Below are 24,375 nucleotides of genomic sequence, written 5' to 3' on the forward strand. Positions count from 1 at the left end.
AAATCCGGGCATCCTCAGTCGCAGACATGCCCGGACCAATTGACGAGCCGGCTCAGTTCAGCTTGATGCCGAAATTCCTGACGATCTCGCCATTGCGCTGGTATTCGGCCTGAAGATCGGTAGACAGCTGCTCCAGCGTGCGCTCCTGCTTGATGGGCTCGAAGCCGGTGGACAGATAGCGCGCCTGCACCGCCTGGCTGGCGTTGACCTTTTGCAGCGTGGCATTGATCTTCTCCAGCAACGGCTGCGGCGTCTTTGCCGAGGCAAAGACGCCGGCCCAGTTGCTGAAATCAAGCTCCGGATAACCGAGCTCGGCCATCGTCGGCACATTGGGAAAATCGGACAAGCGGCTCTTGTAAGCAACGGCCAGCAGCTTGACCTTGCCGCTGGGAACCAGCGGTTTGGTGGTCACGGAGCCATCGAACATCAGCGGAATCTGATTGCCCATGACTTGAGCCAGTGCCGGTGCAGAGCCTGGAAACGGCACATGCTGCATGTCCAGGCCGGCCTTCTGATTCAGGATCGCCCCTGCGTACTGCGATGCCGTCCCCTGGCTGTAGGAGGCAAAGGACAGCTGACCCGGATGGGCCTTGATATAGGCAATAGCCTCCTTGGCATCCTTGGCCGGGAACTGAGGCGAAGCAATGAAGACCATGACGGAACGTGCCATCTGCGAGACGGGTCTGACATCCTTCATGGCATCAAAGCCCCCCTTCAGCACATGCGGAACCTCGGTCAGGATATTGGTCACCGTCACCAGCAGGGTATTGCCGTCTGAGGGCTGGGACAGCATGTACTTCACCGCCATGGCACCGCCAGCACCGGGGCGGTTTTCCACAATCACAGGCTGTTTGAGCTCATGCGCCAACTGATCGCTGATGATGCGAGCAAACACATCGATCGTGCCGCCGGGCGGGGCAGGAACAATGAGCTTGACGGGCTTGTCGGTGAAAGCGAGGGCGCTGCCAGTTGGCAAAGCTGCAGCCAGAGCAATGGACAGCAGGACTGGAATGCGTTGCATCGTGCGCTCCTTTGACCTCAGGCGACTTTGCGCAGAAAACCCTGCTGAGCACCGTTGCGATTCGGAGCAAAGCCGTTCCTTGCCAGGCTCTCCTCCACCGTGTCGTAGAACACCCCGATCTGGCAGATCTCGCGCGCCTGGGCAGGAGTGGCGATGGGGCGGCTGCATTCCTTGGCAATGCGCACCAACTGCTCGATCTGCTCCACCGTGCCCATTTTTCGGGTTCGGGTCTGATTCCACAGATTGTCTTCGGTGCCGCAGCGCACATGCAGGCCCATGGCAATGCCCATGAGATTGATGGGCAGCACGTTCAGCACCGAGGCCTCTACCGTGAGCACCGCACCGTCGGGCACGGCGCGCACAAAATTGGCCAGGCTGTAAACGCTTGGCTGGTCCATTCCGCCGCCGATGGCCACCCAGTTCAGCACCAGCGGACCTTTGTAGATGCCGCGACGCATCAGCCGCTCAACCGACTCGAAGCTGTTGATGTTGTAGCACTGGAAGGCACTCTGAATGCCGGCCTCACTGAGGCGGCGTATATGTTCTTCGGCCCAGCCCGGCTGTGCTGGCACGGTCATTTCCTTGTAGGCATTGAACACCGCTGGGTCCTCCATCGAAGTGCCCTGGATATCCCGCGCATCGAACTGCTCCAGGATGTTCATCTGCGAGGTATTGATGGTCACCGTCACCTGATCGGGCCTGGGGTCCAGCTCGGCCAGCATGTGGCGGGTATCGTCAGACAGCCATTTGGCGGCCGCGCCATCAGTTTCGGGTGCAAAGCTGATCGACCCCCCCACCTGGATGATCATGTCCGGGACACGGGCACGCACGCCGGCAATCAACTCGTTGAACTTGGAAAGCCGCTTGCTGCCGCGACCGTCGAGCTCGCGCACATGCAAGTGCAGCACCTGGGCGCCGGCGTTGTAGCAGTCCACGGCTTTTTGAATCTGCTCCTCCATCGTGACGGGAATTTCGCCGGGGAAGTCCTCCGGCAGCCACGAAGGTGCATAAGGAGCTGCAGTGATGATGAGAGGCTGCTGATTTTCGGCAACCAGGTGACCGTCGAGGAAATTCATGATGGTGTCTCCGTTGTTATATGAATGCCATGCCCGCGCTCAGAGCCTTGCGTACAACTGTGCTTGCATCGCACTGCTTGGTCAGGTTCTGCGCCTTGCCACGGGCGTCTTCCGATGCTCAAAAAGTCGGTGTGCCAATGATTCCGGCGCGCTCCATCTTTCGATGGCTGGGCGGATAGTCCATCACTGCGTAATGCTGTGTCGCGCGGTTGTCCCAGATGGCGATGCTGCCGGGCTCCCAGCGCCAGCGGACCTGGTACTCGGGGATCGCGGCCTGGCTGATCAGGAACTGCAGCAGACTGGATGAGCCCTGGGTGAAGTCCTGGCCCACACGCACATTGGCGGGCGTGTGGAAGTTCGTGAAATGAGTGGTGAAGCCGCTGACAAACAGCACTTTTTCACCGGTTTCCGGATGTGTACGAACCACCGGGTGCTCCGCATCCGGAAACTGCGCCTTGAGGGCCAGACGCTTCTGCGCAGGCATGGCGGCGCCAAAAGTGCACTCAATGCTGTGGCGTGCCCGCAGCGGGGCTATCACTTCCTTGATATGCGATGGAAGCATCTCGTAAGCCAGTGCCATATTCGCCCACATGGTGTCGCCGCCAACCGGCGGACACTCGACGCAGCGCAGCACGCAGCCCATGGGCGGCACCTCGCGCCAGGTGGCATCGCAATGCCAGGAGTTTTCATACCGGTCCAGCGGCTTGTCCGGCGTCTTGTAGATCTGCACCAGGCCGGGATGCTCGGGGTCGCTGCCGACCACCGGGTGATCCTCCAGCTCGCCAAAACGCCGGGCAAAACCGACATGCTCGGCGCGACTGATACTCTGGCGGCGCAAGAACAGCACCTTGTGCTTGAGCAAGGCCGTCTTGATCTCTGCGAAAAGCCCGTCATCGCGCAGCGCATCCGCCAGTTGCACATCGACCAACTCCGCGCCTATGGCACAGGTCAGAGGGTTTATCTGCATAACTGTCTCCTACACTTTTTTGAACCCAGGCTTGTTGCTAGTCTCTGCCGCCCGGTAAGTCCACTGTAGAAAACCTGTGTCACATAGGTTGTGCATTTCATGCCGCACGCTATGCATCTCATGCCAGAATTTCTCCGACTTTTTGCGTGGAGCAGTCATGGTCACTTTTGTGCGCGCGGCATCTCTGACGAATTTCTCGGAACTATTCAGCGAACTGGGAGGAGACCCTGATGCTGCATTGCGTCGTGCCGGCCTGCGCCCAGCCGTGGTGCGCGAGCAGGATCAGCTGATCGATGCGCTGACGGCCGGGCGCCTGCTGGAAGAAGCTGCAAGCATCACGGGTTGCGAAAACTTCGGGCTGCGCATGGCGCAATCACGGCAGATTTCAAACTTCGGTGTCGTCAGCCTTTTGTTGCTGCACCAACCCACCTTGCGCAAGGTGCTGAGCACGCTGATCGAGCATGTACACATGCTCAATGAGTCGCTGGTGATTCATATGGACGACGCCAATGGCGTCGTGGTGCTGCGCGAAGAGCTCACCCTGCCGGATGCATTGCCGCAATCCATGGAGCTGGCAATCGGCGTGCTGTTTCGCACCTGCAACCTGCTGCTGCATGAACAATGGCGCCCGCTGCGGGTCTGCTTCAGCCACCCCGCGCCCGGCGACACCGGCCTGCACAAGCAGATGTTTCGTTGCCGCGTGGAGTTTGATGCGGACTTCAACGGCATTGTGTTTCGCACCGAGGACCTGGATGCTCCCAACCCCTTGGCCGACCCGGTTCTGGTGCGCTATGCCAAGACCATGGTGGACACCACGCAGCAGGGCCGTCAGGCCTCCATCGGCCAGCAGGTGCGCAAGGCCATCTATCTCATGCTGCCCTCGGGCAATGCCACCTGCATCTGCGTGGCCCAGGGTCTGGGGCGCAGCGTACGGACCCTGCAGCGCGAGCTTGACGGTGAAGGCCTGAGCTTTACCGACCTGCTGCAGGAGGTTCGCTCAGATCTTGCCCAGCGCTATGTGCGCAACCCTGACTACCCCGTCGGCCAGATCGCCTCCATGCTGGGCTACAACAGCCACAGTGCTTTCACACGCTGGTTCAGCACGCTCTTTGGCTGCCCGCCCGAGGTCTGGCGTGAAAGAAATCTTCCACCCAGCCCGCAACGGCGGGCCCAAGCCTTCAGCCGCGCGTAGGCTGGTCCAGCCAGCGCTGAGCCAGCTTGACCCAGAAGGTCGCTCCCAGCGGAATCAGCGCATCGTTGAAGTCGTAGCTGGGGTTGTGCAAGGTGCAGGGGCCACCGCCATGCCCGAGGGCGCGGTGATCGCCATCGCCGTTGGCGATAAAGCAGTAGGCGCCGGGCTTTTCCAGCAGCATGAAGGCGAAGTCCTCCGCCCCCATGGATGGCTCTTGCGACACCACACCGGCATCGCCCAGAATCTCGCGCATCACGGCCTGGGCAAATTCGGCCTCGGGGGCCGTGTTGATGGTGGGCGGGTAGTTGCGCACGAACTCGAACGTGCATTGCGTGCCATGCGCCGCACAGACGGCCTCGCTGATCTGCTGCATGCGCTGCTCGATGAGGTCCAGCACCTCCAGCGTGAAGGTACGCACCGTGCCCTGCAGCTCCACGCTGTCCGGCACGACGTTGGTAGCCTCGCCGGCATGGACCATGGTGACCGACACCACGCCCGCCTCAATGGGCTTGACGTTACGGCTGACGATGGTCTGGAAGGCCATGATGAGCTGGGCCGCCACGGGCACCGGGTCCACCACCATATGCGGCATGGCCGCGTGGCCGCCCTTGCCGCGCACCACGATCCTGAACTCATTGCTGGATGCCATGGCAGGCCCTGCCCCCACGGCCATGGTGCCGGCCTTCATGCCCGGCCAGTTGTGCATGCCAAACACGGCCTGCATGGGGAACTGCTCGAACAGTCCGTCGTTGACCATCTCGCGGGCGCCGCCACCGCCTTCCTCGGCAGGTTGAAAGATGGTGTAGACCGTGCCCTCGAAGCTGTCGCGATGCGCGGCCAGATATTGCGCCGCCGCCAGCAGCATGGCCGTGTGGCCGTCGTGACCGCAGGCATGCATCTTGCCCGCATGGCGGCTGGCATGGTCAAAGGTGTTGAACTCCTGCATGGGCAGGGCATCCATATCGGCACGCAGGCCGATGCCACGGCCGCTGCTGCCGCCATCACGACCATGGATGATGCCCACCACCCCGGTCTTGCCCAGACCGCGATGGATCGCTATGCCCCATTGCTCCAGCTTCGCCGCGACCAGATCCGAGGTCCGTATTTCCTCGAAACACAGCTCGGGGTGGGCGTGGATATCGCGACGCAGCGCGGCAATGTCAGGGGCGCTTGCTTGAAGTTCGGGCAGCAGGGCCATGCGCTCTCTCCTTGGGGTCATCAATGGCAAAGATGCCATGATGGCCCAAAGCGAGAGAGCTTGCGCCCTGCACGCCTCTATGCCTCACACCCGGACCTTGCCGTCGCCCGTGAGCATGGACAGCTCGACAAAACGCGGCTTGCCGGCCTGCGGGCGGAAGGCGATGGGAAAACCCGCCACCTGCTGGCCATTCATGGCCTCCAGTGCCGCCACCAGGCCATCGCGCTGCAGCCGGCCAGCGGTAGCGGCAGATTTCAGCGCCTCGCCCACGACACGGGCGGCCAGATAGCCCTCCATGCTCGAGTAATCGGGCTGCAGCGACGCACCGCTTTTCTGCAGGGCTGCCTGAAACTCGCGTGCCAGGGGATGCGAGGTCTTGAAGGGCGAGGGCACGACCTGGGTGACCACCACGCCCTCGGCCTCCTTGCCAAGGGCCTGTGCCAGTGCAGAAGTTCCCACGAACGACACGTTGTAGAACTGACCGCCATAGCCTGCCTGGCGTGCCGCTCGCACAAAGGCAGCGCTGGCCGCATAGGTGCCGACCTGCACGATGACATCGGCCCCCAGCGGCACCAGAGTCTTGACGGCCTTGGTCACATCCTGGGAGTTGCGCTCCACCGTGGCTGCACCCACGGGTTTGAGGCCATGGCCTTGCAGCGCCTGCATCACCCCCTCGAGACCTGACTGGCCATAGGCGTCGTTCTGATGAAACACCGCGATCTTCTTGAGGCCCAAAGAAACCAGTTGTCTGACCATGAGCGCGGTTTCATCGGCATAGGAAGCACGCAAATTGAAGACCGCCTGTGCCAGCTTGGGGTCGCGCAGGCCGGCGCCCCCCGTCAGTGGAGCAATCAGCGGCAGCCTGGCTTTCTGCAGCAAAGGCAGTGCGGCCATGCTGGTGGGCGTGCCCAGATAGCCAAACAGGGCCATCACATCATCGGCAATGAATTTCTGGGTATTGGCCACGCAGCGCTCTGGCTCATAGCCATCGTCCAGCGTGCGCAGCTCCACCTGGCGGCGGCCGATGCCGCCCTGGGCATTGAGCTGATCGAAATACAGCTTGGCGCCCTGCACAAACTGCATACCCAGCTGCGCCGAGGGACCGCTCAGCGCGCAGGACTGCCCAAGCACAATGGGCCCGCTCGAATCCTGGGAATGACTTGCGCCGATCCAGCTCCCGGCTGCCACAGCTGCGCCAGCAGTCATGAATTGACGACGGTTCCACTCCACTCGCTTGTACGGCATTGCTCTTGATCTCTCTCTAGGGGCTACTCATTGCTACGGGCTGGATCGGCCCGCTTCTGGGGTCTTGCATCTCAGGTTTTTTGGCACGGATGCGCGCCGCATAATAGGCCCACAAAACGGTCCTCAGCCGCAAACCGATCCAGATTTTCGAGCCCACGACATGCCTCATATCGTTCAAGTACGCGGTGCCTGCCCGCATGACTGCCCGGACACCTGCGCCCTGCTCACCACGGTGGTCGATGGCACGGCCACCAAGGTGCAAGGCAATGCAGAACACGCTCACACGGGCGGCGTGCTCTGCGCCAAGGTCAGCAAGTACACCGAACGCACCTACCACGCCGGGCGAGTGCTGCTGCCTCTCAAACGCAGCGGCCCCAAAGGCAGCGGCCATTTCTCCCCTGTGAGCTGGGACGAAGCGCTGAGCGATATTGCCCAGCGCCTGCACGGCATTGCCCGGCGCGCACCCGAAGCCATACTGCCCTACAGCTATGCCGGCACCATGGGACTGGTGCAGAGCGAGAGCATGGACCGACGTTTTTTTCACCAGTTGGGCTCCAGCCTGCTGGATCGCACCATCTGCGCCAGTGCCGGCAGCGAGGCGCTGACCGCTACCTATGGCGGCAAGCTGGGCATGCGTGTGGAGTTCTTTGCCGAAAGCAAGCTGATACTGATCTGGGGCAGCAACAGCATTGCCAGCAATCTGCATTTCTGGCGCTATGCGCAGGAAGCCAAGCGCCAGGGCGCCAAGCTCATCTGCATAGACCCGCGCAAGAGCGAGACCGCCGACAAATGCCAGGAACACCTGCAACTGCTGCCAGGCACCGATGCGGCACTGGCTCTGGCGCTGATGCACGAGCTGATCGTGCACGACTGGCTGGACCATGACTACATCGCCCAGCACACCCTGGGCTGGGACGCACTCAAGGCCAGAGCATTGCAATGGCCGCCCGAGCGCGCCGCCAGTGTCTGTGGCCTGAGCATGGAACAGATTCAGTCCCTGGCACGCGATTACGGCACGACCAGGCCTGCGGCCATCCGCCTCAATTACGGTATGCAGCGAGCGCGCGGCGGCGGCAATGCCGTGCGCGCCGTGGCCTGCCTGCCGGCTCTTGTCGGCGCCTGGCGCCACCGCGCTGGCGGGCTGCTGCTGTCCGCCTCGGGGGTCTCGCCTTTCAGGCGCGTAGATCTGCAAATGCCGCAGTTGCTGGGCGAGCGTCGCCCACGCACGCTGAACATGAGCCAGATTGGCGATGTGCTGCTGCATGAGGGCGATGCCGGCTTCGGCCCCAAGGTGGAAGCCGTCGTGGTCTATAACAGCAATCCCGTGGCGGTGGCGCCAGAGTCGGCCAAGGTGGCCGCAGGCTTTGCGCGCGAAGATCTGTTCACCGTGGTACTTGAGCATTTCCTCACTGACACCGCAGACCATGCCGACTATGTGCTGCCCGCCACCACGCAGCTGGAGCATTGGGACATCCACGGCAGCTACGGCCATACCGATGTGCTGCTGAATCGTCCCGCGATCGAGCCTCAAGGCCAGGCGCGCAGCAACGCGCAGATCTTTCGCGATCTGGCCAGGCATATGGCCAGGCTGGACCCCGCTTTTACCGCGGCCTGCTTCTCTGATTCCGACGAAGCGCTGTGCCGCGCAGCGGTAGCACAGACAGCCATTGATTTCGACGATCTTCTGCAACAGGGCTTTGCCCATATCCCGCTGCCCGATGCGCCGTTTGCCGAAGGTGGCTTTGCCACTCCTTCGGGCAAATGCGAATTCGACAACCCCGCCCTGGCGCGGCAGGGCATCAACACCCTGCCCGACTATCTGCCCAATTACGAGCCGCCCACGGCCGCCTACCCGCTGGCCATGATCTCGCCGCCCGCACGCAACTTCCTCAACAGCAGCTTTGCCAATGTGGCCAGTCTGGCCCGCATGGAAGAGCGCCCGCTGCTGGAGATGCACCCCGATGACGCAGCTGCGCGCGACATTGCCGACGGCGACCGGTTACGCGTCTTCAACCAGCGCGGCGAGCATGTCTGCCATGCCGCCGTCAACGGCCGCGCTCGCGCCGGCGTGGTGGTGGGCCTGGGCATCTGGTGGCGCAAGCAGGGAGCCAACGGCACAAATGTGAACGAGCTGACGCATCAGCAGCTCACCGATATTGGCCGAGCGCCCTGCTTCTACGACTGCGCGGTACAGGTGGAAAAGTTCAAGGAGTTGTCAGCCTGACGCGGCTGCATTGTGGTTGACCATGAGCAGGGCCACGGCGCGAGCAACCATAATGCAGACACTCAATGAATATGCGGCCGGGGTCTGAGCCTGTCAGAGCACACAGGTACAGCGCAGAGCCGCCCTGCTCTCGCGACATCATCTGTGAAGAAATCTCTCCCCTGGCAACGCCGCCTCGCACCGACCCGACTTGACCTGCGCCGCCTGATCCTGGTCCTGACCATCTGCAGCGCGCTGATCCCGTTTCTCAACACCTTCTATGCCGGCTATCTGGTGCAGCGCCAGCAACTGATAGACAACACGCTTGAAGGTCACCATGCCTATGCGACCAAGTTGGCGCAGAGCACGGATGATTTTCTGCAATCCGCCCTGCAGCAGCTGGAATACAGCGCCAACCTGATGGGCGCGCACATGGATGACGTGGACTATCTGGCCAAGGAGGCCACACGTCTGCGCCTGCAAACCAAGAGCTTCAACTCCGTCACCATCATCGACCCCACGGGCTATGTGCTGGCGACATCGCCCGAAACCCTGCAGATCAAGGGCAAGACGCTGCAAAGCGCCGGAGTGACACAGACATTGAGCACTCGCGGGCCCGTCATCAGCCAGCCCTATATGTCCACGGCCGGCAACTACATCGTCTTTGTCTCGCAGCCCATTTTCGACCCTCAGGGCGAATTCCTGGGAGCGGTAGGCGGCAGCATCTACCTCAAGGAAGACAGCATCCTCGACACCCTGCTGGGCTCGCACTTCTACCAGGACGGCACCTATGTCTATGTGGTGGACAAGAACAAGCACATCATCTATCACCCCGACAACCACCGTATCGGCGATCAGGTGATCAACAACGATGTCATCAACGCCGTGATCCGGGGCGAGTCGGGTACGGCGCCGGTCGTCAACAGCAAGGGCGTGGAAATGCTGGCCGGCTATGCCGTCATCCATGCCTCGGGCTGGGGCATTGTGGCCCAGCGCCCCAAGGCGGCCACGCTGGCCCCGCTCAACAAGCTGATGCGCTCCGTGCTCTACAAGACCCTGCCCATCGCCCTGCTGATGCTGGTGGTCATCTGGTGGAGCGCGCGCCGCATTGCCAGCCCGCTGCGCCAGCTCGCCAATGGTGCTCACGACATGGACAAGCCCGAGACGGCGCAGAACATCCAGGCCGTCAAGTCCTGGTACTTCGAGTCCTACGAACTCAAGAAAGCCATGCTCAAGGGGCTGGGCCTGCTGCAACGCAATATCACCAAGCTGCGCGAGGACGTGAACACCGATCCGCTGACCGGGCTGGGCAATCGCCGCCATCTGGAGGCAGCCATCAGCGCCTTTCAGACGCAAGCGCTGCCGTTCTCGGTGATTGCCATCGACATCGATCACTTCAAGCATATCAACGACGGCTTTGGCCATGATACAGGTGACGAGGTACTCAGACAGCTCGCACGCACCATGCGCGAAGTCTCGCGTGTCGATGACCTGCCCTGCCGCGTGGGTGGCGAGGAGTTTCTGCTGCTGCTGCCCGGCACGGGGCTGGAGGCCGCCACCCATGCCGCCGAGCGCCTGCGTCAGCTGGTCGAGAAAATGGAGATACCGCCAGTGGGCCATATCACCATCTCGCTGGGCGTGGCGCACTGGCCCGACAGCGATCCCGATATCAAGGCCGTCTTCCAGCAGGCCGATGCCATGCTCTACGCAGCCAAGCGGGGTGGACGCAATCGTGTCATGGTCAGCGAGGCCAGCGAGCCTCCCAGCGAGCTCTGAGCCCGGCAGCACCGCAGCTCCGCTCCCACACTCAAGGCGTATCCGCTGTCGCAGCCGATACGCTTTTTTTCAGCTTATTGTGTGACTCCGTTGCACCAATTTGGCCATTGACGCTTCAAATTAGTGAGCATGCACCATAAGCGTTAAAAGGATTGAGCGCGAATCGATCTGAATTCCATAACAAGTAGCTGATTTCATTGAACTAATGCCTTGAGCCCTCAGCCCTGGCACAGCTCTTGCTGAAAACCCTTGCCCCGCAACCCCTGATGGACAGCGGAATACACAACAGCAAAGGAATTTCAGATGCCAGAGCCAAGCAAGCATGTCAGTCGCAGACAACTGCTCTCGATGATCGGAAAGGTCGCGGGCGGCAGTGCCATGTACCAAGCCATGAGTTCACTGGGTTACGCCGCCGAGTCGCATTACAGCGGTCCGGTCAAGCTCGGCAACGCCAGACCTGGCGCATCGGTTCTGGTGCTGGGCGCGGGCCTGGCAGGCATGGTGGCAGCCCACGAGTTGCGCGCGGCCGGCTACAAGGTGCAGCTGCTTGAATACCAGAGTCGCGCCGGCGGCCGCTGCTGGACGCTGCGCGGCGGCGATGAGTTCAGCGAACTCGACGGTACACGCCAGAAAGTGGGCTTTGCCAAGGGCAATTACTTCAACCCCGGCCCCTGGCGCGTGCCCTACCACCACCATGCGATGCTGGACTACTACAAGCGTTTCGGCATCAAGCTCGAAGCCTTCAACCAGGTCAACTACAACGCCTATCTGCACAACAGCAAGGCCTTGGCCGGCAAGCCCCAGCGCTTTCGCCATGTGCAGACCGATGTCTACGGCCATGTGGCCGAGCTGCTGTCCAAGGCTACCAATCAGGGCGCGCTGGACCAGAGCGTCAGCCGGGAAGACAAGGAGCGCCTGCTGGAGAGCCTGAAGGCCTGGGGCGTGCTGGACAAGGAATACCGCTACCGCGCCAGCAATGCGGTCAGCGATTTCCGTGGCTACGACATCGACCCCGGCGGCGGGCTGATGGCGCAGGCCAAACCTTCGACGCCCATGGGCCTGCACGAGCTGCTCGAATCCAATTTGTGGCGCCAGATGGGCGTGGGCAATATCTACGAATTCCACAGCGCCATCTTCCAGCCCGAAGGCGGCATGGACATGCTGGCCCAGGCCATGGCGCGCGATCTGGGCTCGGCCATACGCTACAACGCCAAGGTCACCAAAATCGCCCAGAACGACAAGGGCGTGACCGTGGACTATGTGGACGCCCTCAAGCCCGGCGCCACGCTGCAGGCCCGCGCCGACTGGTGCGTGTGCACGATTCCGCTGTCCATCCTGAGCCAGATCGAAGTGCAGGCCGGCAGCGCCATGCAGAACGCGATTGCTGCCGTGCCCTACGGCAGCTCCATGAAGGTCGGTCTGGAGTTCAAGCGCCGCTTCTGGGAAGAGGACGAACGCATCTACGGCGGCATCAGCTACACCGATCTGCCGATTCAGCAGATCTCCTATCCCTCCACCGGCTATATGGGCAACGGCCCCGCCGTGCTGCTGGGCGCCTATGCCTTTGAGAACTCCAACAGCTACCGCTTCTCCTCGCTCAAGCCGGCCGAGCGCATCCGTCTGGCGCTGGAGTACGGCGCGCAGATCCATCCGCAGTACAAGCAGGAGTTCCTCAACGGTGTGTCGGTAGCCTGGCATCGCATGCCCTGGATCAACGGCTGCTTCGGCAACTGGACCGATGCGCTGCGCGAGCAGCACTACAAGGATCTGGCCCAGATCGACGGTCGCCTGGTGCTCGCGGGCGAGCATGTCTCGTACATCCCCGCCTGGCAGGAAGGTGCCGTGCTGTCTTCGCTGGACGCCATCCAGCGTCTGCACGCCAAGGCCTCCAGCCTCTGATCGCCCATGTCTGCCACAAGGAACTTCACCATGCACACCTTGCACCGTCTTTGCACCGCTGGCGCCCTGACCCTGGGTCTCTCCGGCGCCGTCCTGGCCCAATCGCAGGGCATGAAAACCCAGGATGTGAAAAACCTGCAAACGCTGCAGTCCGCAGCCGTCCTGTCCATCTCGCCCGCCGACACCCAGGCGCTGATGCAGAACTTCTCGGCAGTCCGCCCACGCTTCAGCCAGAGCGGCGGAGAGACCCTGTACCAGGCCATCTGCCAGGGATGCCACATGGTCAAGGGCGAAGGTGCCAAGGGCGCCGGCTTCTACCCAGCGCTGGCCTCCAACCCCAAGCTGGCAGCCGCTGCCTACCCGGCCTCGGTCGTCATGAACGGCCTGCACGGCATGCCGTCCTTTGCCAGCAAGCTGTCCGATGAGCAGATTGCCGACGTCGTGAACTATGTGCGCAGCAGCTTCGGCAATCAGTACCCGGACAAGCTGTCTGCCGCCGACGTCAAACCCTTTCGCGTCACCCCATAAATCCATTCAGGAGATCACATGAACTTCCCCTCCCTCTTCAAGACCGCCACCACCGCCGCCCTGCTGGGTACGGCAGCCCTGCTCACCGGCTGCGCCGCCACCACCTCCGGAGGCGGCGATGTGCTGCGCTACAAGACACCGGGCTCGACCTTCCCCATCGCCGCAGCCGTGGAAATCCCCACCGACGCCCGCACCGTCTACCTCTCGGGCAAGGTGCCGCCCGTGGTGGACAAATCCAAGCCGGCTGCCGATCCTGCTGCCTATGGCGGCGACACCGAAGGCCAGACCGTGGCCATCCTCAAGAGCCTGGAAGAGCAGCTCAAGAGCATGAATCTCGGCATGAGCGACGTGGTGAAGATGCAGGTTTTCCTGGTGGCCGATCCCGCCAAGGGCAACAAGATGGACTTTGCCGGCTTCATGCGTGGCTACACCCAGTTCTTTGGCACGGCGACCCAGCCCAACCTGCCCGCACGCTCGGCCTTCCAGATTGCAGCCCTGGCCAACCCGGCCTGGTATGTGGAAATCGAGGTCGTGGCAGTGCGTGCCGCCAAACCCGTCAAGTAAGTAACGCGCCGGCCTTGCATTCATCGCCTGCCCCGTCAGCGATGAATGCCGATTCCAGCGTCGCTCATCCAGCGCCGCTCAGTGAGTGTGGGAACCCGTTTCCTGCTGGGCGCTGCGCGCATCCAGGGCCAGGAAATGGTGAACCACGGGCTTGTCCGGCCCCTGGTGGTAGCGCAAAGCGGCGGCCTGTAGATCGGCGTCGGCCTTGGACACTCGACCATGCTGGCGCAGGTGCTCGGCCCAGGACTCGACCAGAAACCACTCGATCACCCGGCCCGGCTCGCCGGTGTGTTCGGCCACGCCCCAGGCATAAGCCCCATCGCGACGGCGCTCCTGGGCCACTTGCTGCATGGCCTGGAAAAAGGCGGTCAGGTCTTCGTGAGCAATCCGGTACTCGATCTGAATCATGACCGGACCACGGTCGTGGGCCACGGGTTCTGCCAGTAGGGGCTCGGGCCAGTGGTTGGACGGCTGCAGATCCGCCTCACCAGCTGGCAGCTTGACGCGGTGGAAGACCAGGGACACAAGCACCAGGCCCACGGCTCCGATCAGCAGCGTGACCGGCAGGCCCAGTTGGCCGGCGATCAGGCCCCAGCCCAGACTGCCCAGGGCCATGGCGCCGTTGAATACCATCAGGTAGATGGCAAGACCCCGGCCGCGCACCCAGTTGGGCAGCACCGCCTGAGCCACGCCGTTGAGTGTGGTCAGCGCAACAATCCAGCCCAGGCCCAGCACCAGCATCAGCGCCACGGCAGCCCACTGAGGCGGCGCCAGGGTCAGCATACCCATGACCGAGGCCGTAACCACAGAAGCCAGCAACACCAGACCGTCGATATCGAGACGCTTGCGCAGCTTGGGCAGCAGCACGGCACCCAGGATGGCACCGGCGCCCACAGCACCCAGCATCACGCCATAAAAGCCGGCCGTGCCGCCCAGCATGCGGCGCGCCACCAGGGGCAGCAGGGCCCAGACCGAGCTGGCGAACAGAAAGAAGACCGCAGCGCGCAGCAGCACCACATGCAGCTCGCGGCTGGCACGGGCATAGCGCACACCGGCCCGGAAGGCGCCAAAGAACTGCTCGTTGAGCGCCGAGGCCTCGGCCTTGGGACGCTTCCACCAGATGAGGGCGGCGATCACGAACACATAGCTCAGCACATCAAGACCGTAGGCCGCCGCGGCGCCGAAGCTGGCCAGCAGCAGGCCGCCGGCGGCAGGGCCGATGGCACGGGCAATGTTGATGCCCAGGGAGTTCAGGGCCACGGCGCTCTTGAGTTCGCTGCGCGGCACCAACTCGGGCACGATGGACTGCCATGTCGGCCCCATGAGGGCGGCACCGATGCCGCCCACAAAAGTCAGGGCCACGAGATACTCCACTGTCAGCGTGTTCGTCTGGGCCAGCACCAGCAGCGTGCCGCTCACAGCGCCCAGCAGCACCTGCACGCCGATGAGGAAACGACGGCGGTCCAGGATATCGGACAGCACGCCGGCCGGGATGGCCAGCAGAAAGACCGGCAGCGTGGCCGCCGTCTGGATCAGGGCCACGGCCGTTGGGCTGGACGAGAGCTCGGTCACCATCCAGGCGCTGGCCACATCGCGCATGAAGCTGCCGATATTACCCAGCACCGTGGCGGCCCACAGCACTGCAAAGACGGGAATGGCCAAGGGCGCGAAGCTGCCCGAGGCGGCTTTTGGGTTATCCGGCATGGGAGCCTCCTAGATCGTGCCAGGCGACGAGCAACATGCCGCCGACCCGGCCCCGGTGTTCAAAAAATGCGTTGGCCGCACGCTGGCGTTCGGCCAGCAAGGCCGCCAGCACCGTGAAACCTGCGAGGGCCAGCGACTGCACCCGTGGTGCAGTCGCTGCGGCATGCAGCGTCTCGCCCATCTCACACCGCCCAGCAGGCACAGCCCAGCGCACCCCAGAAGCCCTTGAGATCGGCCACGGGCAGCTTGCTGCTCCAGGCCGTGGCATGGGCATGGCCGTGCAGATTGCAGTTGCTGGCACAGGCGCAGTTGACGGCGGCATTGCGCATCACGGACTGCAGCGGCGCGCCTTCCTCCACTCCCCAGGCGCCATAGCCCTTGAAGGTACGCACGGGCGACCAGTCAGGCATGGCCAGGGGCGGGGCCGATTCGTCGAAGTCGGCAAAGGCGCCGGCGCCGTAGACCACCTTGCCGCCCACCACGGTGAGCAGGGCCGAGGTGTCGGCAATGTCGGACTCGGGGCAGGCAAAGAAATCCCGATCAGGAACGATGAGGTCGGCCAGTTGCCCCACCTGGATGCGCCCTTTCTTGCCCTGTTCGTTGCTGAACCAGGTCACGTTTTCGGTCCACATGCGCAAGGCCTGGTCGCGGCTCAGGCAGTTGCGCTGGGGCGTGAGCTGCAGGCCGCCCACGGTCTTGCCCGTGACGAGCCAGGACAGCGAGACCCAGGGGTTGTAGCTGGCGACACGGGTGGCATCGGTGCCGGCGGACACGTTCACGCCTTTTTCCAGCATGCGCTTGACGGGGGGCGTGGCCTCGGCCGCGGCAGCGCCGTAGCGCTCGACAAAGTATTCGCCCTGGTAGGCCATGCGGTGCTGCACGGCCACGCCGCCGCCCAGGGCCGCGATGCGGTCGATGGACTTCTCGGAAATGGTTTCGGCGTGGTCGAAGAACCAGTTCAGGCCGGCCAGGGGCGTGTCCTGGTTGACCTTCTCGAACACGTCGAGGGCGCGGTCGATGGTCTCGTCATAGGTGGCGTGCATGCGCCAGGGCCAGCGGTTCTGGGCCAGGATACGCACCACTTCCTCGAGCTCGCCTTCCATGCCGGGCGCCAGCTCGGGCTGGGGCTGGCGGAAGTCCTCGAAGTCGGCGGCCGAGAACACCAGCATCTCGCCTGCGCCGTTGTGGCGGAAGTAGTCCGTGCCCTGCTTGTACTGCGAGGTGGCGGTCCAGCGCAGAAAGTCATCCTTCTCTTCCTTGGGCTTTTGCGTGAACAGGTTGTAGGCCAGGCGGATGGTGAGCTGGTCGGCATCGGCCAGTTCCTGGATCACGTCGTAGTCGTCGGGATAGTTCTGCATGCCACCGCCCGCATCGATGGCGCCGGTCACGCCCAGGCGGTTGAGTTCGCGCATGAAGTGGCGTGTGGAGTTGACCTGGTAGTCGCGCGGCAGCTTGGGGCCCTTGGCCAGCGTGGCGTAGAGGATGGAGGCGTTGGGCTTGGCCAGCAGCAGGCCTGTGGGGTTGCCGGCGCTGTCGCGCAGGATCTGGCCACCGGGCGGCTCGGGCGTGTCCTTGGTGTAGCCCACGACGCGCAGGGCAGCGGCGTTGAGCAGGGCTCGGTCGTACAGATGCAGGATGAAGACCGGGGTGTCGGGTGCCACGGCATTCAGCTCGGCCAGCGTGGGCAGACGCTTTTCCACGAACTGGTGCTCGCTGAAGCCGCCCACCACGCGCACCCACTGGGGCGCAGGGGTCACGTCCACCTGAGCCTTGAGCATGGCCATGGCATCGGCCAGGCTCTTCACGCCGTCCCAGCGCAGCTCCATGTTGAAGTTCAGGCCGCCACGGATCAGATGCAGGTGGTTGTCTATCAGACCCGGCAGCGCGCTACGTCCGCCCAGATCGATGCGTTTGGTCTGCGGACCTGCCAGAGGCAGGACCTCGCGGTCGCTGCCAACGGCGCTGAAGCGCCCCCGGCTCACAGCCACGGCCGTGGCCGTGGGCTTGCTGCGGTCCAGCGTGGTGAAACGGCCGTTGAACAGGATCAGATCGGGGGCGGAGGGCTGGGTCATGGAAGTCTCCGGTGGTTCTGCGGCGCGAAGAGTGCGCCAGATTTCTTGGCGAGCAGACCGAGGTCGCCTTGAGGGCCGCATCCGTACATACGTACGGCGAGAACCGCGGGCGCGAGATCGGTCTGCGCTGCAGAAAGATGATGTGCTCTTTTTAGCCTTCGTGGGCACCGAACATGGTCTTGGCGTAAGTGATGCCTATGCCGTAGCCGCCACCCAGCTTCTTGGCGATGCCCGTGGTCATGTCATAGGTCTCGGTACGGGCCCAGTCACGCTGCATTTCCAGCAGGTATTGCAAGGACGTGATGGGCTGGACTCCAGCCTGGACCATGCGCTCCATGGCACGGTTGTGGGCTTCGGTGGAGATGTCGCCGCAGGCATCGGCGATCACGAAGACCTCGAAACCCTGGTCCAGCGCCGACAGGGCCGGTCCGACGATGCACACGCTGGTCCACAGGCCGGCCAGCACGATGCGGGGCTTGCCGATCTCGTTGACCTTCCGGATCACAGCCTCGTCTTCCCAGGTATTCATCGAGGTGCGGTCCAGCAGGGTCTGGCCGGGGAAAGGTGCGGTCACTTCCTCGAACATGGGGCCGGAGAAGCTTTTTTCTGCCACGGTGGTCAGGATGGTCGAGGCACCGAAGCCGGCAGCGGCCGAAGCGACCAGGGCAGCGTTGGAACGCAGCTGCACGGGATCGATGGAGTGCGTGGCAAAAGCCATCTGCGACTGGAAGTCGATCATGATCAGCGTGTGGTCATGAGGATTGAGCAGCTTGGCACCGGGCTTGGCGACGGCGACGGGACGGGCGATGGAGGCATTGGCGTTGGTCATGGTGAAACTCCTGGGTAAAAGGTGAGCGAGAGGCTGCAGGGGAAACAGGAAAGCAGGATGAAAGCCGGGGTGTGAAAGCCGGTGCTTACAAGCTGGGCAGTTCACGAGGACGCAGGTCAAAGACCAGCACCTCGGCCTGCTCGCCCTGATCGAAGCGCAGGGCCCCGGCGTTGCGGATGCGGGCGCCGTCGCCTTCGGACAGGCGCTCGCCGTTCACGCTGATGCTGCCGCGGGCCACATGCACATAGACATGGCGCTCGGACCCCACATCGAGTTCGGCGGACTCTTCACCGTCGAACAGGCCGGCATAGACCCGTGCGTCCTGGCGCACGGCCAGCGTGCCGTCTGCGCCTTCGGGGGCGATGATCAGGCGCAGGCGGCCGCGCTTGTCGGCATCGTCCACATGGACCTGCTGATAGCGTGGAGTTGCGCCGCGTTCGGCGGGCACGATCCAGATCTGCAGAAAGTGCACCGGTTCCTGGGCCGAGTGGTTGAACTCGCTGTGCTCCACGCCGGTGCCGGCGCTCATCATCTGCACGTCGCCGGGACGGATCACCGAGCCCGTGCCCATGGAGTCCTTGTGTTCCAGCGCGCCGTCGAGCACGTAGGAGAAGATTTCCATGTCGCGGTGACCGTGGGTGCCGAAGCCCTGACCGGGGGAGACATGGTCGTCATTGATGACCAGCAGATCCGAAAAGCCTTGCTGATTGGCATCGCGGTAATGCCCGAAGGAGAAGGTGTGGCGCGATTGCAGCCAGCCATGGTTGGCACGGCCGCGGTGGTTGGATGGGCGAACTTCAAGCATTTCTATCTCCTAAACAATCGATGGCATTCACACTTCCTGCTGCAGGCCTTCCTGCCTTTTTCTCTGCATTCCGTGTTGCGATGAATGAAGTATCGGCGGCCTTATCTGCGGTTATGCTGAAAGAAAATCTTCTCAATCATCGATAATTTCGATGATTGTTTTTTAGGCACCCCCCATATGCTCAAACTCTCTCTGGAAGCCATAGAACTGGTGGACACCATTGCGCGCCATGGCTCGTTCGCAGGTGCGGCGGAGCGCCTGCACAAAGTACCGTCGACCATCTCCTATGCCGTGTCCAAGCTCGAGGAACAGCTGGGCCTGAACCTGTTTGTGCGCAACGGACCGCGCGTCAGCCTCACGCCCGCAGGCGAGGAAATGCTCAAGGAGGGGCGTTGGCTGCTCGCGGCCGCGCGTCAGCTCGAGTCGCGGCTGCGCCAGATCGCCACGGGCTTCGAGACCGAAGTGCGCCTGGTGCATGACTCACTGATCCCCACGAGCGCCTTCGGCGCCGACATCCAGGCATTCGAGGCACTGAACAGCGGCACGCGGCTGCGCATCGGCAGCGAGACGCTGACCGGTACCTGGGAAGCCTTGCGCGAAGGCCGGGCCGACCTGATCGTGGCGGCGGGCGAGGGTCCAGCCGGCGGCGGCCACAAGGCCGTGGCCGTGGGTCAGCTCGATTTCGTGTTCTGCGTGACTGCCAGCCACCCGCTGGCGCGTCTTGGCCGTCCGCTGGCGCGCGCCGACCTGCTGGAGCACACCGCCGTGGTGGTGGGCGACGGCGCCCGTTCGCTGACCGACCGCACCGTGGGCCTGCTCACCGGCCAGCGGCGCATCACCGTGCCCGATATGCAGGCCAAGATAGCCTGCCAGGCCGCCGGGCTGGGCCACGGCTTTGTGCCGCGCGCATGCGTGCGTGTGGAGCTGGAGACCGGGGTACTGGTAGAACTGGCGGTGGAAGAACCGCGCCCGCCCGAAACCTTCTGGCTGGCCTGGCGCAGCGATGCCCGCGGCCGGGCCCAGCAATGGTGGCGCGAGCGCCTCGGCCGCCCACTCCTGCCCGGCATACTTCCCTACTGAAAACGGCCCTGCAACTCAAGGTGGCAGGGCCGCTACGATGCAAGCCGACGAGGTCTGCGGCAACGGCTCAAGCCATGCCCAGAACCTCGCGAAGCTCAGGGACGGAACGATCAGTCCAGCTTCACGCCAGCAGCCTTGATGACCTCACCCCAGCGCTTGGCTTCGGTGCGCGCCAGCTGGTGGAACTGCTCTGGCGTGCCGGGCAGGGCTTCCATGCCGAAGTCGGCCATGCGCTTGACCACATCGGGGTCCTTGAGGGCTTTTTGCAGGTCTGCGTTGAGACGCTGCACGATGGCTGGCGGCAATCCCTTGGGGCCCAGAATGCCCTGGAAGGCATAGACCTCGGAATCCTTGAGACCCAGCTCGGCCAGCGTGGGCACATTGGGAAGATTGGGCACGCGCTTGGCCGTGCCTATTGCCAGAGCCCGCACCTTGCCGGACTGAATCACGGGCAGGCCCGATGCCAGATCCAGGAACATGCAGGGCACCTGGCCGCCCATCACATCGGCCAGCGCGGGCGCGGCGCCCTTGTAGGGGATATGGGTCAGACTGGTGCCGGTGCGGTTCTTGAACAGCTCCATGGCCAGATGGTGGGGCGAGCCATTGCCGGGCGAGGCATAGTTGAGCTTGCCGGGGTTGGCCTTGGCATAGGCCAGGAATTCCTTGAAGTCCTTGGCTTCGAACGCGGGGTTGACCACCAGCGCCATGGGGAAGCGGCTGATGCCGCCCACATAGGTGAAATCCTTGTCGGGGCTGAAAGGCAGCTTGCTGAACAGGTGCTCGTTGAACGCCAGGATGGCGTTGTCGGCCGACATGATGGTGTAGCCATCGGGCTTGGCCGCGGCAACGAGCTGGCCGCCGATATTGGTCGAAGCGCCGGGACGGTTGTCCACCACGATGGTCTGGTTCAGCGTCTTGCGCATGGACTCTGCCACGGTGCGGGCCAGCACATCGGTACCGCCTCCGGGTGGGTAGGGCACAACCCAGCGCACAGGGTTGGCGGGCCAGTCCTGCGCCATGGCGAAGGGGGATGCGGCAGCAGCCGAACTGGCTGCCACGGCAGCCAGGAATTGACGACGATCCATCGTTTGTCTCCTTGAGGGTGATGTAGGGGGTTGTGGAATGTTTTTTAGACCCCGCCAGGCTGCCTTTTTCTATTAATTGATAGCTGCCTGCGCTTGTCTCTATTCGGTTTGAATCGGCTTTGACTCCGATTTCTGTATGGGTGGCAGTTTGAAGCTCACGCGCTCGACCCGGTAGCCTTTCTGACGCAGCAGCTCAGGCAGGCCCTTGGGCCCGACCATATGCAGCGCACCCACGGCAGCAAACACGGTCTTGCCCTGCTGGAGCTGACGAACAATGCCATCCGCCATGCCCGGATTGCGTCCATCCATGAGGCGCGCGTACTTGAGCCGGTCACGCTCGGTCTTGATGCAGTCGCACCAGTCGGCATAGTTCTCCAGCTGTTTTTCATTGCCGCTGGCCCAGATATTCGCCAGTTGCAGCAGGATTTCCGGAGCCTTGGGGTCATCAAGCTGGTCCAGCCCATCGCGCACACTTTCCTGCACCTCCAAGGGATCGTCGGAAAGCAGCTCCTCGAGCTGGGTCTGCACCGATTCCAGCCCCAGCACGGGCTTGTGCAATGCATGGGCCATGCCCGCCAGCAACAGGTCGGCGCCAAACTCGGCCACCAGCCCCTGCTTGCGGCCCAGTTGGCTGACCAGGCCCAGCAGCTGGGCGTCCGGACGTTGCGTGCTCAGATGTTCGGCACAGGTTCGCTTGCGCTGTTGCGCCAGCCGGGCGTCCAGCTCTGCGGGCAGCGCAGGGGCGTCGACACGGGCCTTGAAGCCGTCGATCAACTGCTGCATGACCTGCGGATTCAGCACATCCAGCTCCAGCGCCAGCAAATCCGTCGCAACCATGGCACGCAAGATGGTGCGGCCGGGCAAGATCCACTCCCGCTTGCCCACATGCAAAGTGCCGTAAAGCCAGCTGGTGCGCTCGCCGTCCTGCACGCGCCAGAGCAGGCCTCTGTCCTGCATATGGGGGGCCATGGCCTGCACTTCGGCCGGCGTTGGCGGGCTGAACGGTGGCGGGCAACTGGCAGCAGATTCGGCGGCTGGCTCTGCCGCCATGGACAGGCCCGTCAACAAAGCGAGCGCCATGGCCGGCACGGCCTTCAGAGGCAAAATCCAGCGCGAGAGATTCAGACTTGGCATGGGCATGGCGACTGCAACGGAGGCTTAGTCTTCAGAGCTATCCAGAGGCTGAACTTCGGGCAAGTCATCCTTGCTGCCGCCGGGAGGCGCAATGTTCTGGTCGATGGCGCCGAAAATGCTCTGGCCGTCCTTGCCCTTCATCTCGATGCGGATGGTGTCGCCGAACTGCATGAACTCGGTCTTGGGCGCGCCGTCCTGAATGGTCTCTATGCAGCGCTTTTCGGCGATGCAGCTATAGCCTTTGGGCCATTCCATGCGCTTGTTCTTGCCGTTGCCGGTCTCCACGCCCTTGTTGCTCACCGTGCCGCTGCCCACGATGGAGCCGGCGCGTACATTGCGGGTCTTGGCGATATGGGCGATCAACTGGCCGAAGTGAAAAGTCATCTCCTCGCCCGCATCGCACATGCCGACCTTGCGGCCGTTCCAGGTGCTCTGCAGCGTCAGATGCAGACGGCCGCCCTTCCAGGCATCGCCCAGCTCGTCCAGTGTCACGGCCACAGGGCTGAAAGCCGTGGCGGGCTTGCTCTGAAAGAAACCAAAGCCCTTGGCCAGTTCGCCGGGAATCAGATTGCGCAGGCTCACGTCATTGACCAGCATGACGAGACGGACGCCATCCAGCGCATCCTTGGCATCCGTGCCCATGGGCACATCGCCGGTGACGACGGCAATCTCTGCCTCGAAGTCTATGCCCATGGCCGTGCTGGGCACGATCACATCGTCGCAGGGGCCGATGAAATCATCGCTGCCGCCCTGGTACATCAGCGGGTCGGTGTAGAAGTTGGCCGGCACCTCGGCATTGCGCGCCTTGCGCACCAGCTCCACATGGTTGATATAGGCCGAGCCATCGGCCCACTGATAAGCTCGCGGCAGCGGTGCCATGCAGCGCTGGGGATCGAAGGGAAACGCGTGGCGGGCCTTGCCGTGATTGAGTTCATGCGACAGATCCTGCAACTGGGGAGCCATATAGCTCCAGTCGTCCAGCACCTGCTGCATGCGATTGGCAATGCCGGTGGCATAGCAGGCCTGGCTCAGGTCACGCGAGACCACGACCAGTTGCCCGTCGCGCGAGCCATCCTTGTACGTTGCCAGTTTCATTCTCTGCCCCTCTGCTCACGGCAGCGGTGCTGGCACAATGCCTGACAACGCTAGCCAAAATTACGATTGGTTAAATTGATTTAACTAAACAAAACACGATTCTATTGCAATGGAAAAGGAACGCGCAGGGATTCAGTCGGTCGAAGTGGGTTTCTCCCTCATCGAAGCGCTGGCACAGGCCAGCGGCCCGCTGATGCTCAAGGATGTCGCCGCTGCCGCCGGCATGAGTGCCGCCAAGGCTCACCGCTATCTGGTGAGCTTTCAGCGCATCGGTCTGGTGACGCAGGACGAGCGCAATTCGCGCTACGACCTGGGCCCTGCGGCGCTCAAGATCGGCCTGGCATCGCTGGCCCGCCTCGACCCGGTGCGTCTGGCACGGGAGCGCATTCCGGCACTGCTCGAGACACTGAACCACACACTGGCCATCGCCGTCTGGGGCAACCATGGCCCGACCATCGTGCATTGGGAGGAATCGGCGCAATCCGTCACCGCCAACCTGCGTCTGGGCGACGTTATGCCCATGCTGGCCTCGGCCACGGGGCGCTGCTTCGGCGCCTGGCTGCCGCGCGAGGCTACGGCCGCATTGCTGGAGCCCGAGATCGAGCGTGCACGCAAGGCCAGACGTCAGGACCTGCCCCAGACCGAAGAGGCCGTGGCGGACATGCTGGCCGAGGTCCGTACGCGCGGCACGGCCCGCGTGGTCGACACCGTGCTGCCGGGCATCGTGGCCTTTTGCGTGCCGGTCTTCGACGCATCCGGCCATATCGTGCTGGGTCTGATGACCCTGGGCTCGCTGGCGACTTTCGACCCGGACTATGGTGGAGCCATAGACGCGCCACTGCAGGCTGCCGCCCGCCAGCTTTCCAGCGATCTGGGCTGGCGCGCCGATCCCAGCCACTGAA

The 24,375-nt window shown here is 63.3% G+C and carries 21 protein-coding genes; 8 read left to right on the top strand and 13 right to left on the bottom strand.

Going from position 1 to position 24,375, the window contains the following annotated elements; all coding sequences use genetic code 11:
- Positions 1-52 precede the first annotated feature (52 nt).
- The 3 genes from CTR2_RS25165 to CTR2_RS25175 form a co-directional block, all read right to left on the bottom strand.
- Positions 53-1,021 (bottom strand): Bug family tripartite tricarboxylate transporter substrate binding protein, encoded by a 969-nt coding sequence (locus CTR2_RS25165; RefSeq protein ID WP_087080087.1) that lies wholly within the window; start codon positions 1,019-1,021, stop codon positions 53-55.
- 17 nt (positions 1,022-1,038) lie between these two features.
- Positions 1,039-2,097: a beta-keto acid cleavage family enzyme gene (locus CTR2_RS25170; RefSeq protein WP_087080084.1), complete on the bottom strand. Its 1,059-nt coding sequence runs from the start codon at positions 2,095-2,097 to the stop codon at positions 1,039-1,041.
- Between the two features lie 118 nt (positions 2,098-2,215).
- Positions 2,216-3,064 (bottom strand): TauD/TfdA dioxygenase family protein, encoded by an 849-nt coding sequence (locus tag CTR2_RS25175; protein WP_087080083.1) that lies wholly within the window; start codon positions 3,062-3,064, stop codon positions 2,216-2,218.
- A gap of 157 nt (positions 3,065-3,221) precedes the next feature.
- Here CTR2_RS25175 and CTR2_RS25180 point away from each other — a divergent pair, with 157 nt between their 5' ends.
- Complete coding sequence (locus CTR2_RS25180; protein WP_087080081.1) at positions 3,222-4,256, top strand: AraC family transcriptional regulator; 1,035 nt, start codon at positions 3,222-3,224, stop codon at positions 4,254-4,256.
- Here CTR2_RS25180 and CTR2_RS25185 read toward each other — a convergent pair.
- Positions 4,243-5,454 carry a M20 aminoacylase family protein gene (locus CTR2_RS25185; protein WP_087080079.1) on the bottom strand — a complete coding sequence of 404 codons (1,212 nt, stop codon included), beginning with the start codon at positions 5,452-5,454 and terminating at the stop codon, positions 4,243-4,245. The genes CTR2_RS25180 and CTR2_RS25185 overlap by 14 nt on opposite strands.
- A gap of 84 nt (positions 5,455-5,538) precedes the next feature.
- The gene (locus tag CTR2_RS25190; protein ID WP_087080077.1) at positions 5,539-6,699 is read right to left on the bottom strand and encodes an ABC transporter substrate-binding protein; all 1,161 of its coding nucleotides are present in this window, start codon (positions 6,697-6,699) and stop codon (positions 5,539-5,541) included.
- A 160-nt stretch (positions 6,700-6,859) separates the two neighbouring features.
- On the opposite strand from CTR2_RS25190, the gene CTR2_RS25195 reads away from it, so the two are divergent.
- From CTR2_RS25195 to CTR2_RS25215, 5 genes are all read left to right on the top strand, one after another.
- Complete coding sequence (locus CTR2_RS25195; protein WP_087080075.1) at positions 6,860-8,923, top strand: molybdopterin-containing oxidoreductase family protein; 2,064 nt, start codon at positions 6,860-6,862, stop codon at positions 8,921-8,923.
- Positions 8,924-9,067: 144 nt separating this feature from the next.
- Positions 9,068-10,678 carry a sensor domain-containing diguanylate cyclase gene (locus CTR2_RS25200; RefSeq protein WP_087080073.1) on the top strand — a complete coding sequence of 537 codons (1,611 nt, stop codon included), beginning with the start codon at positions 9,068-9,070 and terminating at the stop codon, positions 10,676-10,678.
- Between the two features lie 303 nt (positions 10,679-10,981).
- Positions 10,982-12,577, top strand: coding sequence for a flavin monoamine oxidase family protein (locus CTR2_RS25205; RefSeq protein ID WP_087080071.1), 1,596 nt, complete (start codon positions 10,982-10,984; stop codon positions 12,575-12,577).
- Positions 12,578-12,607: 30 nt separating this feature from the next.
- Positions 12,608-13,105 carry a c-type cytochrome gene (locus CTR2_RS25210; protein WP_087080069.1) on the top strand — a complete coding sequence of 166 codons (498 nt, stop codon included), beginning with the start codon at positions 12,608-12,610 and terminating at the stop codon, positions 13,103-13,105.
- A gap of 18 nt (positions 13,106-13,123) precedes the next feature.
- Positions 13,124-13,669, top strand: a complete 546-nt coding sequence (locus CTR2_RS25215; protein WP_087080067.1) for a RidA family protein — start codon at positions 13,124-13,126, stop codon at positions 13,667-13,669.
- Positions 13,670-13,747: 78 nt separating this feature from the next.
- Here the strand turns inward: CTR2_RS25215 and CTR2_RS25220 are convergent, their stop codons facing one another.
- From CTR2_RS25220 to CTR2_RS25240, 5 genes are all read right to left on the bottom strand, one after another.
- The gene (locus tag CTR2_RS25220) at positions 13,748-15,373 is read right to left on the bottom strand and encodes an MFS transporter (protein ID WP_087080065.1); all 1,626 of its coding nucleotides are present in this window, start codon (positions 15,371-15,373) and stop codon (positions 13,748-13,750) included.
- The gene (locus tag CTR2_RS25225) at positions 15,363-15,554 is read right to left on the bottom strand and encodes a hypothetical protein (RefSeq protein ID WP_087080063.1); all 192 of its coding nucleotides are present in this window, start codon (positions 15,552-15,554) and stop codon (positions 15,363-15,365) included. The genes CTR2_RS25220 and CTR2_RS25225 overlap by 11 nt, the downstream gene beginning before the upstream one ends.
- Position 15,555: 1 nt before the next feature.
- Entirely contained in the window at positions 15,556-17,445 is a 1,890-nt protein-coding gene (locus CTR2_RS25230) for an amidohydrolase (protein ID WP_140400965.1), read from the bottom strand.
- A 151-nt stretch (positions 17,446-17,596) separates the two neighbouring features.
- Positions 17,597-18,274 (bottom strand): isochorismatase family protein, encoded by a 678-nt coding sequence (locus CTR2_RS25235; RefSeq protein WP_087080059.1) that lies wholly within the window; start codon positions 18,272-18,274, stop codon positions 17,597-17,599.
- An 85-nt stretch (positions 18,275-18,359) separates the two neighbouring features.
- Positions 18,360-19,079 carry a pirin family protein gene (locus CTR2_RS25240; protein ID WP_087080057.1) on the bottom strand — a complete coding sequence of 240 codons (720 nt, stop codon included), beginning with the start codon at positions 19,077-19,079 and terminating at the stop codon, positions 18,360-18,362.
- 177 nt (positions 19,080-19,256) lie between these two features.
- Here CTR2_RS25240 and CTR2_RS25245 point away from each other — a divergent pair, with 177 nt between their 5' ends.
- The gene (locus CTR2_RS25245) at positions 19,257-20,159 is read left to right on the top strand and encodes a LysR family transcriptional regulator (RefSeq protein ID WP_087080055.1); all 903 of its coding nucleotides are present in this window, start codon (positions 19,257-19,259) and stop codon (positions 20,157-20,159) included.
- A gap of 110 nt (positions 20,160-20,269) precedes the next feature.
- Here CTR2_RS25245 and CTR2_RS25250 read toward each other — a convergent pair whose 3' ends face one another.
- The 3 genes from CTR2_RS25250 to CTR2_RS25260 all read right to left on the bottom strand — a co-directional run bounded on the left by CTR2_RS25250 (position 20,270) and on the right by CTR2_RS25260 (position 23,473).
- Complete coding sequence (locus tag CTR2_RS25250) at positions 20,270-21,244, bottom strand: Bug family tripartite tricarboxylate transporter substrate binding protein (protein ID WP_003068579.1); 975 nt, start codon at positions 21,242-21,244, stop codon at positions 20,270-20,272.
- A 99-nt stretch (positions 21,245-21,343) separates the two neighbouring features.
- Positions 21,344-22,384: a TraB/GumN family protein gene (locus CTR2_RS25255; RefSeq protein WP_087080053.1), complete on the bottom strand. Its 1,041-nt coding sequence runs from the start codon at positions 22,382-22,384 to the stop codon at positions 21,344-21,346.
- An 18-nt stretch (positions 22,385-22,402) separates the two neighbouring features.
- A complete protein-coding gene (locus CTR2_RS25260) occupies positions 22,403-23,473 on the bottom strand; it encodes a fumarylacetoacetate hydrolase family protein (protein ID WP_087080051.1) in 1,071 nt (356 codons plus the stop codon).
- 109 nt (positions 23,474-23,582) lie between these two features.
- On the opposite strand from CTR2_RS25260, the gene CTR2_RS25265 reads away from it, so the two are divergent.
- Positions 23,583-24,374: an IclR family transcriptional regulator gene (locus CTR2_RS25265; protein ID WP_087080049.1), complete on the top strand. Its 792-nt coding sequence runs from the start codon at positions 23,583-23,585 to the stop codon at positions 24,372-24,374.
- The last annotated feature ends 1 nt before the right edge of the window (position 24,375 follow it).

This window comes from Comamonas thiooxydans (assembly GCF_002157685.2).
Classification (GTDB): Bacteria; Pseudomonadota; Gammaproteobacteria; order Burkholderiales; family Burkholderiaceae_C; genus Comamonas; species Comamonas testosteroni_H.

What these genes read in the sequence shown, in the direction of transcription:
- CTR2_RS25165 (WP_087080087.1), bottom strand. Translation starts at nt 1,021, where the DNA reads ATGCAACGCATTCCAGTCCTGCTGTCCATTGCTCTGGCTGCAGCTTTG.
- CTR2_RS25170 (WP_087080084.1), bottom strand. Translation starts at nt 2,097, where the DNA reads ATGAATTTCCTCGACGGTCACCTGGTTGCCGAAAATCAGCAGCCTCTC.
- CTR2_RS25175 (WP_087080083.1), bottom strand. Translation starts at nt 3,064, where the DNA reads ATGCAGATAAACCCTCTGACCTGTGCCATAGGCGCGGAGTTGGTCGAT.
- CTR2_RS25180 (WP_087080081.1), top strand. Translation starts at nt 3,222, where the DNA reads ATGGTCACTTTTGTGCGCGCGGCATCTCTGACGAATTTCTCGGAACTA.
- CTR2_RS25185 (WP_087080079.1), bottom strand. Translation starts at nt 5,454, where the DNA reads ATGGCCCTGCTGCCCGAACTTCAAGCAAGCGCCCCTGACATTGCCGCG.
- CTR2_RS25190 (WP_087080077.1), bottom strand. Translation starts at nt 6,699, where the DNA reads ATGCCGTACAAGCGAGTGGAGTGGAACCGTCGTCAATTCATGACTGCT.
- CTR2_RS25195 (WP_087080075.1), top strand. Translation starts at nt 6,860, where the DNA reads ATGCCTCATATCGTTCAAGTACGCGGTGCCTGCCCGCATGACTGCCCG.
- CTR2_RS25205 (WP_087080071.1), top strand. Translation starts at nt 10,982, where the DNA reads ATGCCAGAGCCAAGCAAGCATGTCAGTCGCAGACAACTGCTCTCGATG.
- CTR2_RS25210 (WP_087080069.1), top strand. Translation starts at nt 12,608, where the DNA reads ATGCACACCTTGCACCGTCTTTGCACCGCTGGCGCCCTGACCCTGGGT.
- CTR2_RS25215 (WP_087080067.1), top strand. Translation starts at nt 13,124, where the DNA reads ATGAACTTCCCCTCCCTCTTCAAGACCGCCACCACCGCCGCCCTGCTG.
- CTR2_RS25220 (WP_087080065.1), bottom strand. Translation starts at nt 15,373, where the DNA reads ATGCCGGATAACCCAAAAGCCGCCTCGGGCAGCTTCGCGCCCTTGGCC.
- CTR2_RS25225 (WP_087080063.1), bottom strand. Translation starts at nt 15,554, where the DNA reads ATGGGCGAGACGCTGCATGCCGCAGCGACTGCACCACGGGTGCAGTCG.
- CTR2_RS25230 (WP_140400965.1), bottom strand. Translation starts at nt 17,445, where the DNA reads ATGACCCAGCCCTCCGCCCCCGATCTGATCCTGTTCAACGGCCGTTTC.
- CTR2_RS25235 (WP_087080059.1), bottom strand. Translation starts at nt 18,274, where the DNA reads ATGACCAACGCCAATGCCTCCATCGCCCGTCCCGTCGCCGTCGCCAAG.
- CTR2_RS25240 (WP_087080057.1), bottom strand. Translation starts at nt 19,079, where the DNA reads ATGCTTGAAGTTCGCCCATCCAACCACCGCGGCCGTGCCAACCATGGC.
- CTR2_RS25245 (WP_087080055.1), top strand. Translation starts at nt 19,257, where the DNA reads ATGCTCAAACTCTCTCTGGAAGCCATAGAACTGGTGGACACCATTGCG.
- CTR2_RS25250 (WP_003068579.1), bottom strand. Translation starts at nt 21,244, where the DNA reads ATGGATCGTCGTCAATTCCTGGCTGCCGTGGCAGCCAGTTCGGCTGCT.
- CTR2_RS25255 (WP_087080053.1), bottom strand. Translation starts at nt 22,384, where the DNA reads ATGCCCATGCCAAGTCTGAATCTCTCGCGCTGGATTTTGCCTCTGAAG.
- CTR2_RS25260 (WP_087080051.1), bottom strand. Translation starts at nt 23,473, where the DNA reads ATGAAACTGGCAACGTACAAGGATGGCTCGCGCGACGGGCAACTGGTC.
- CTR2_RS25265 (WP_087080049.1), top strand. Translation starts at nt 23,583, where the DNA reads ATGGAAAAGGAACGCGCAGGGATTCAGTCGGTCGAAGTGGGTTTCTCC.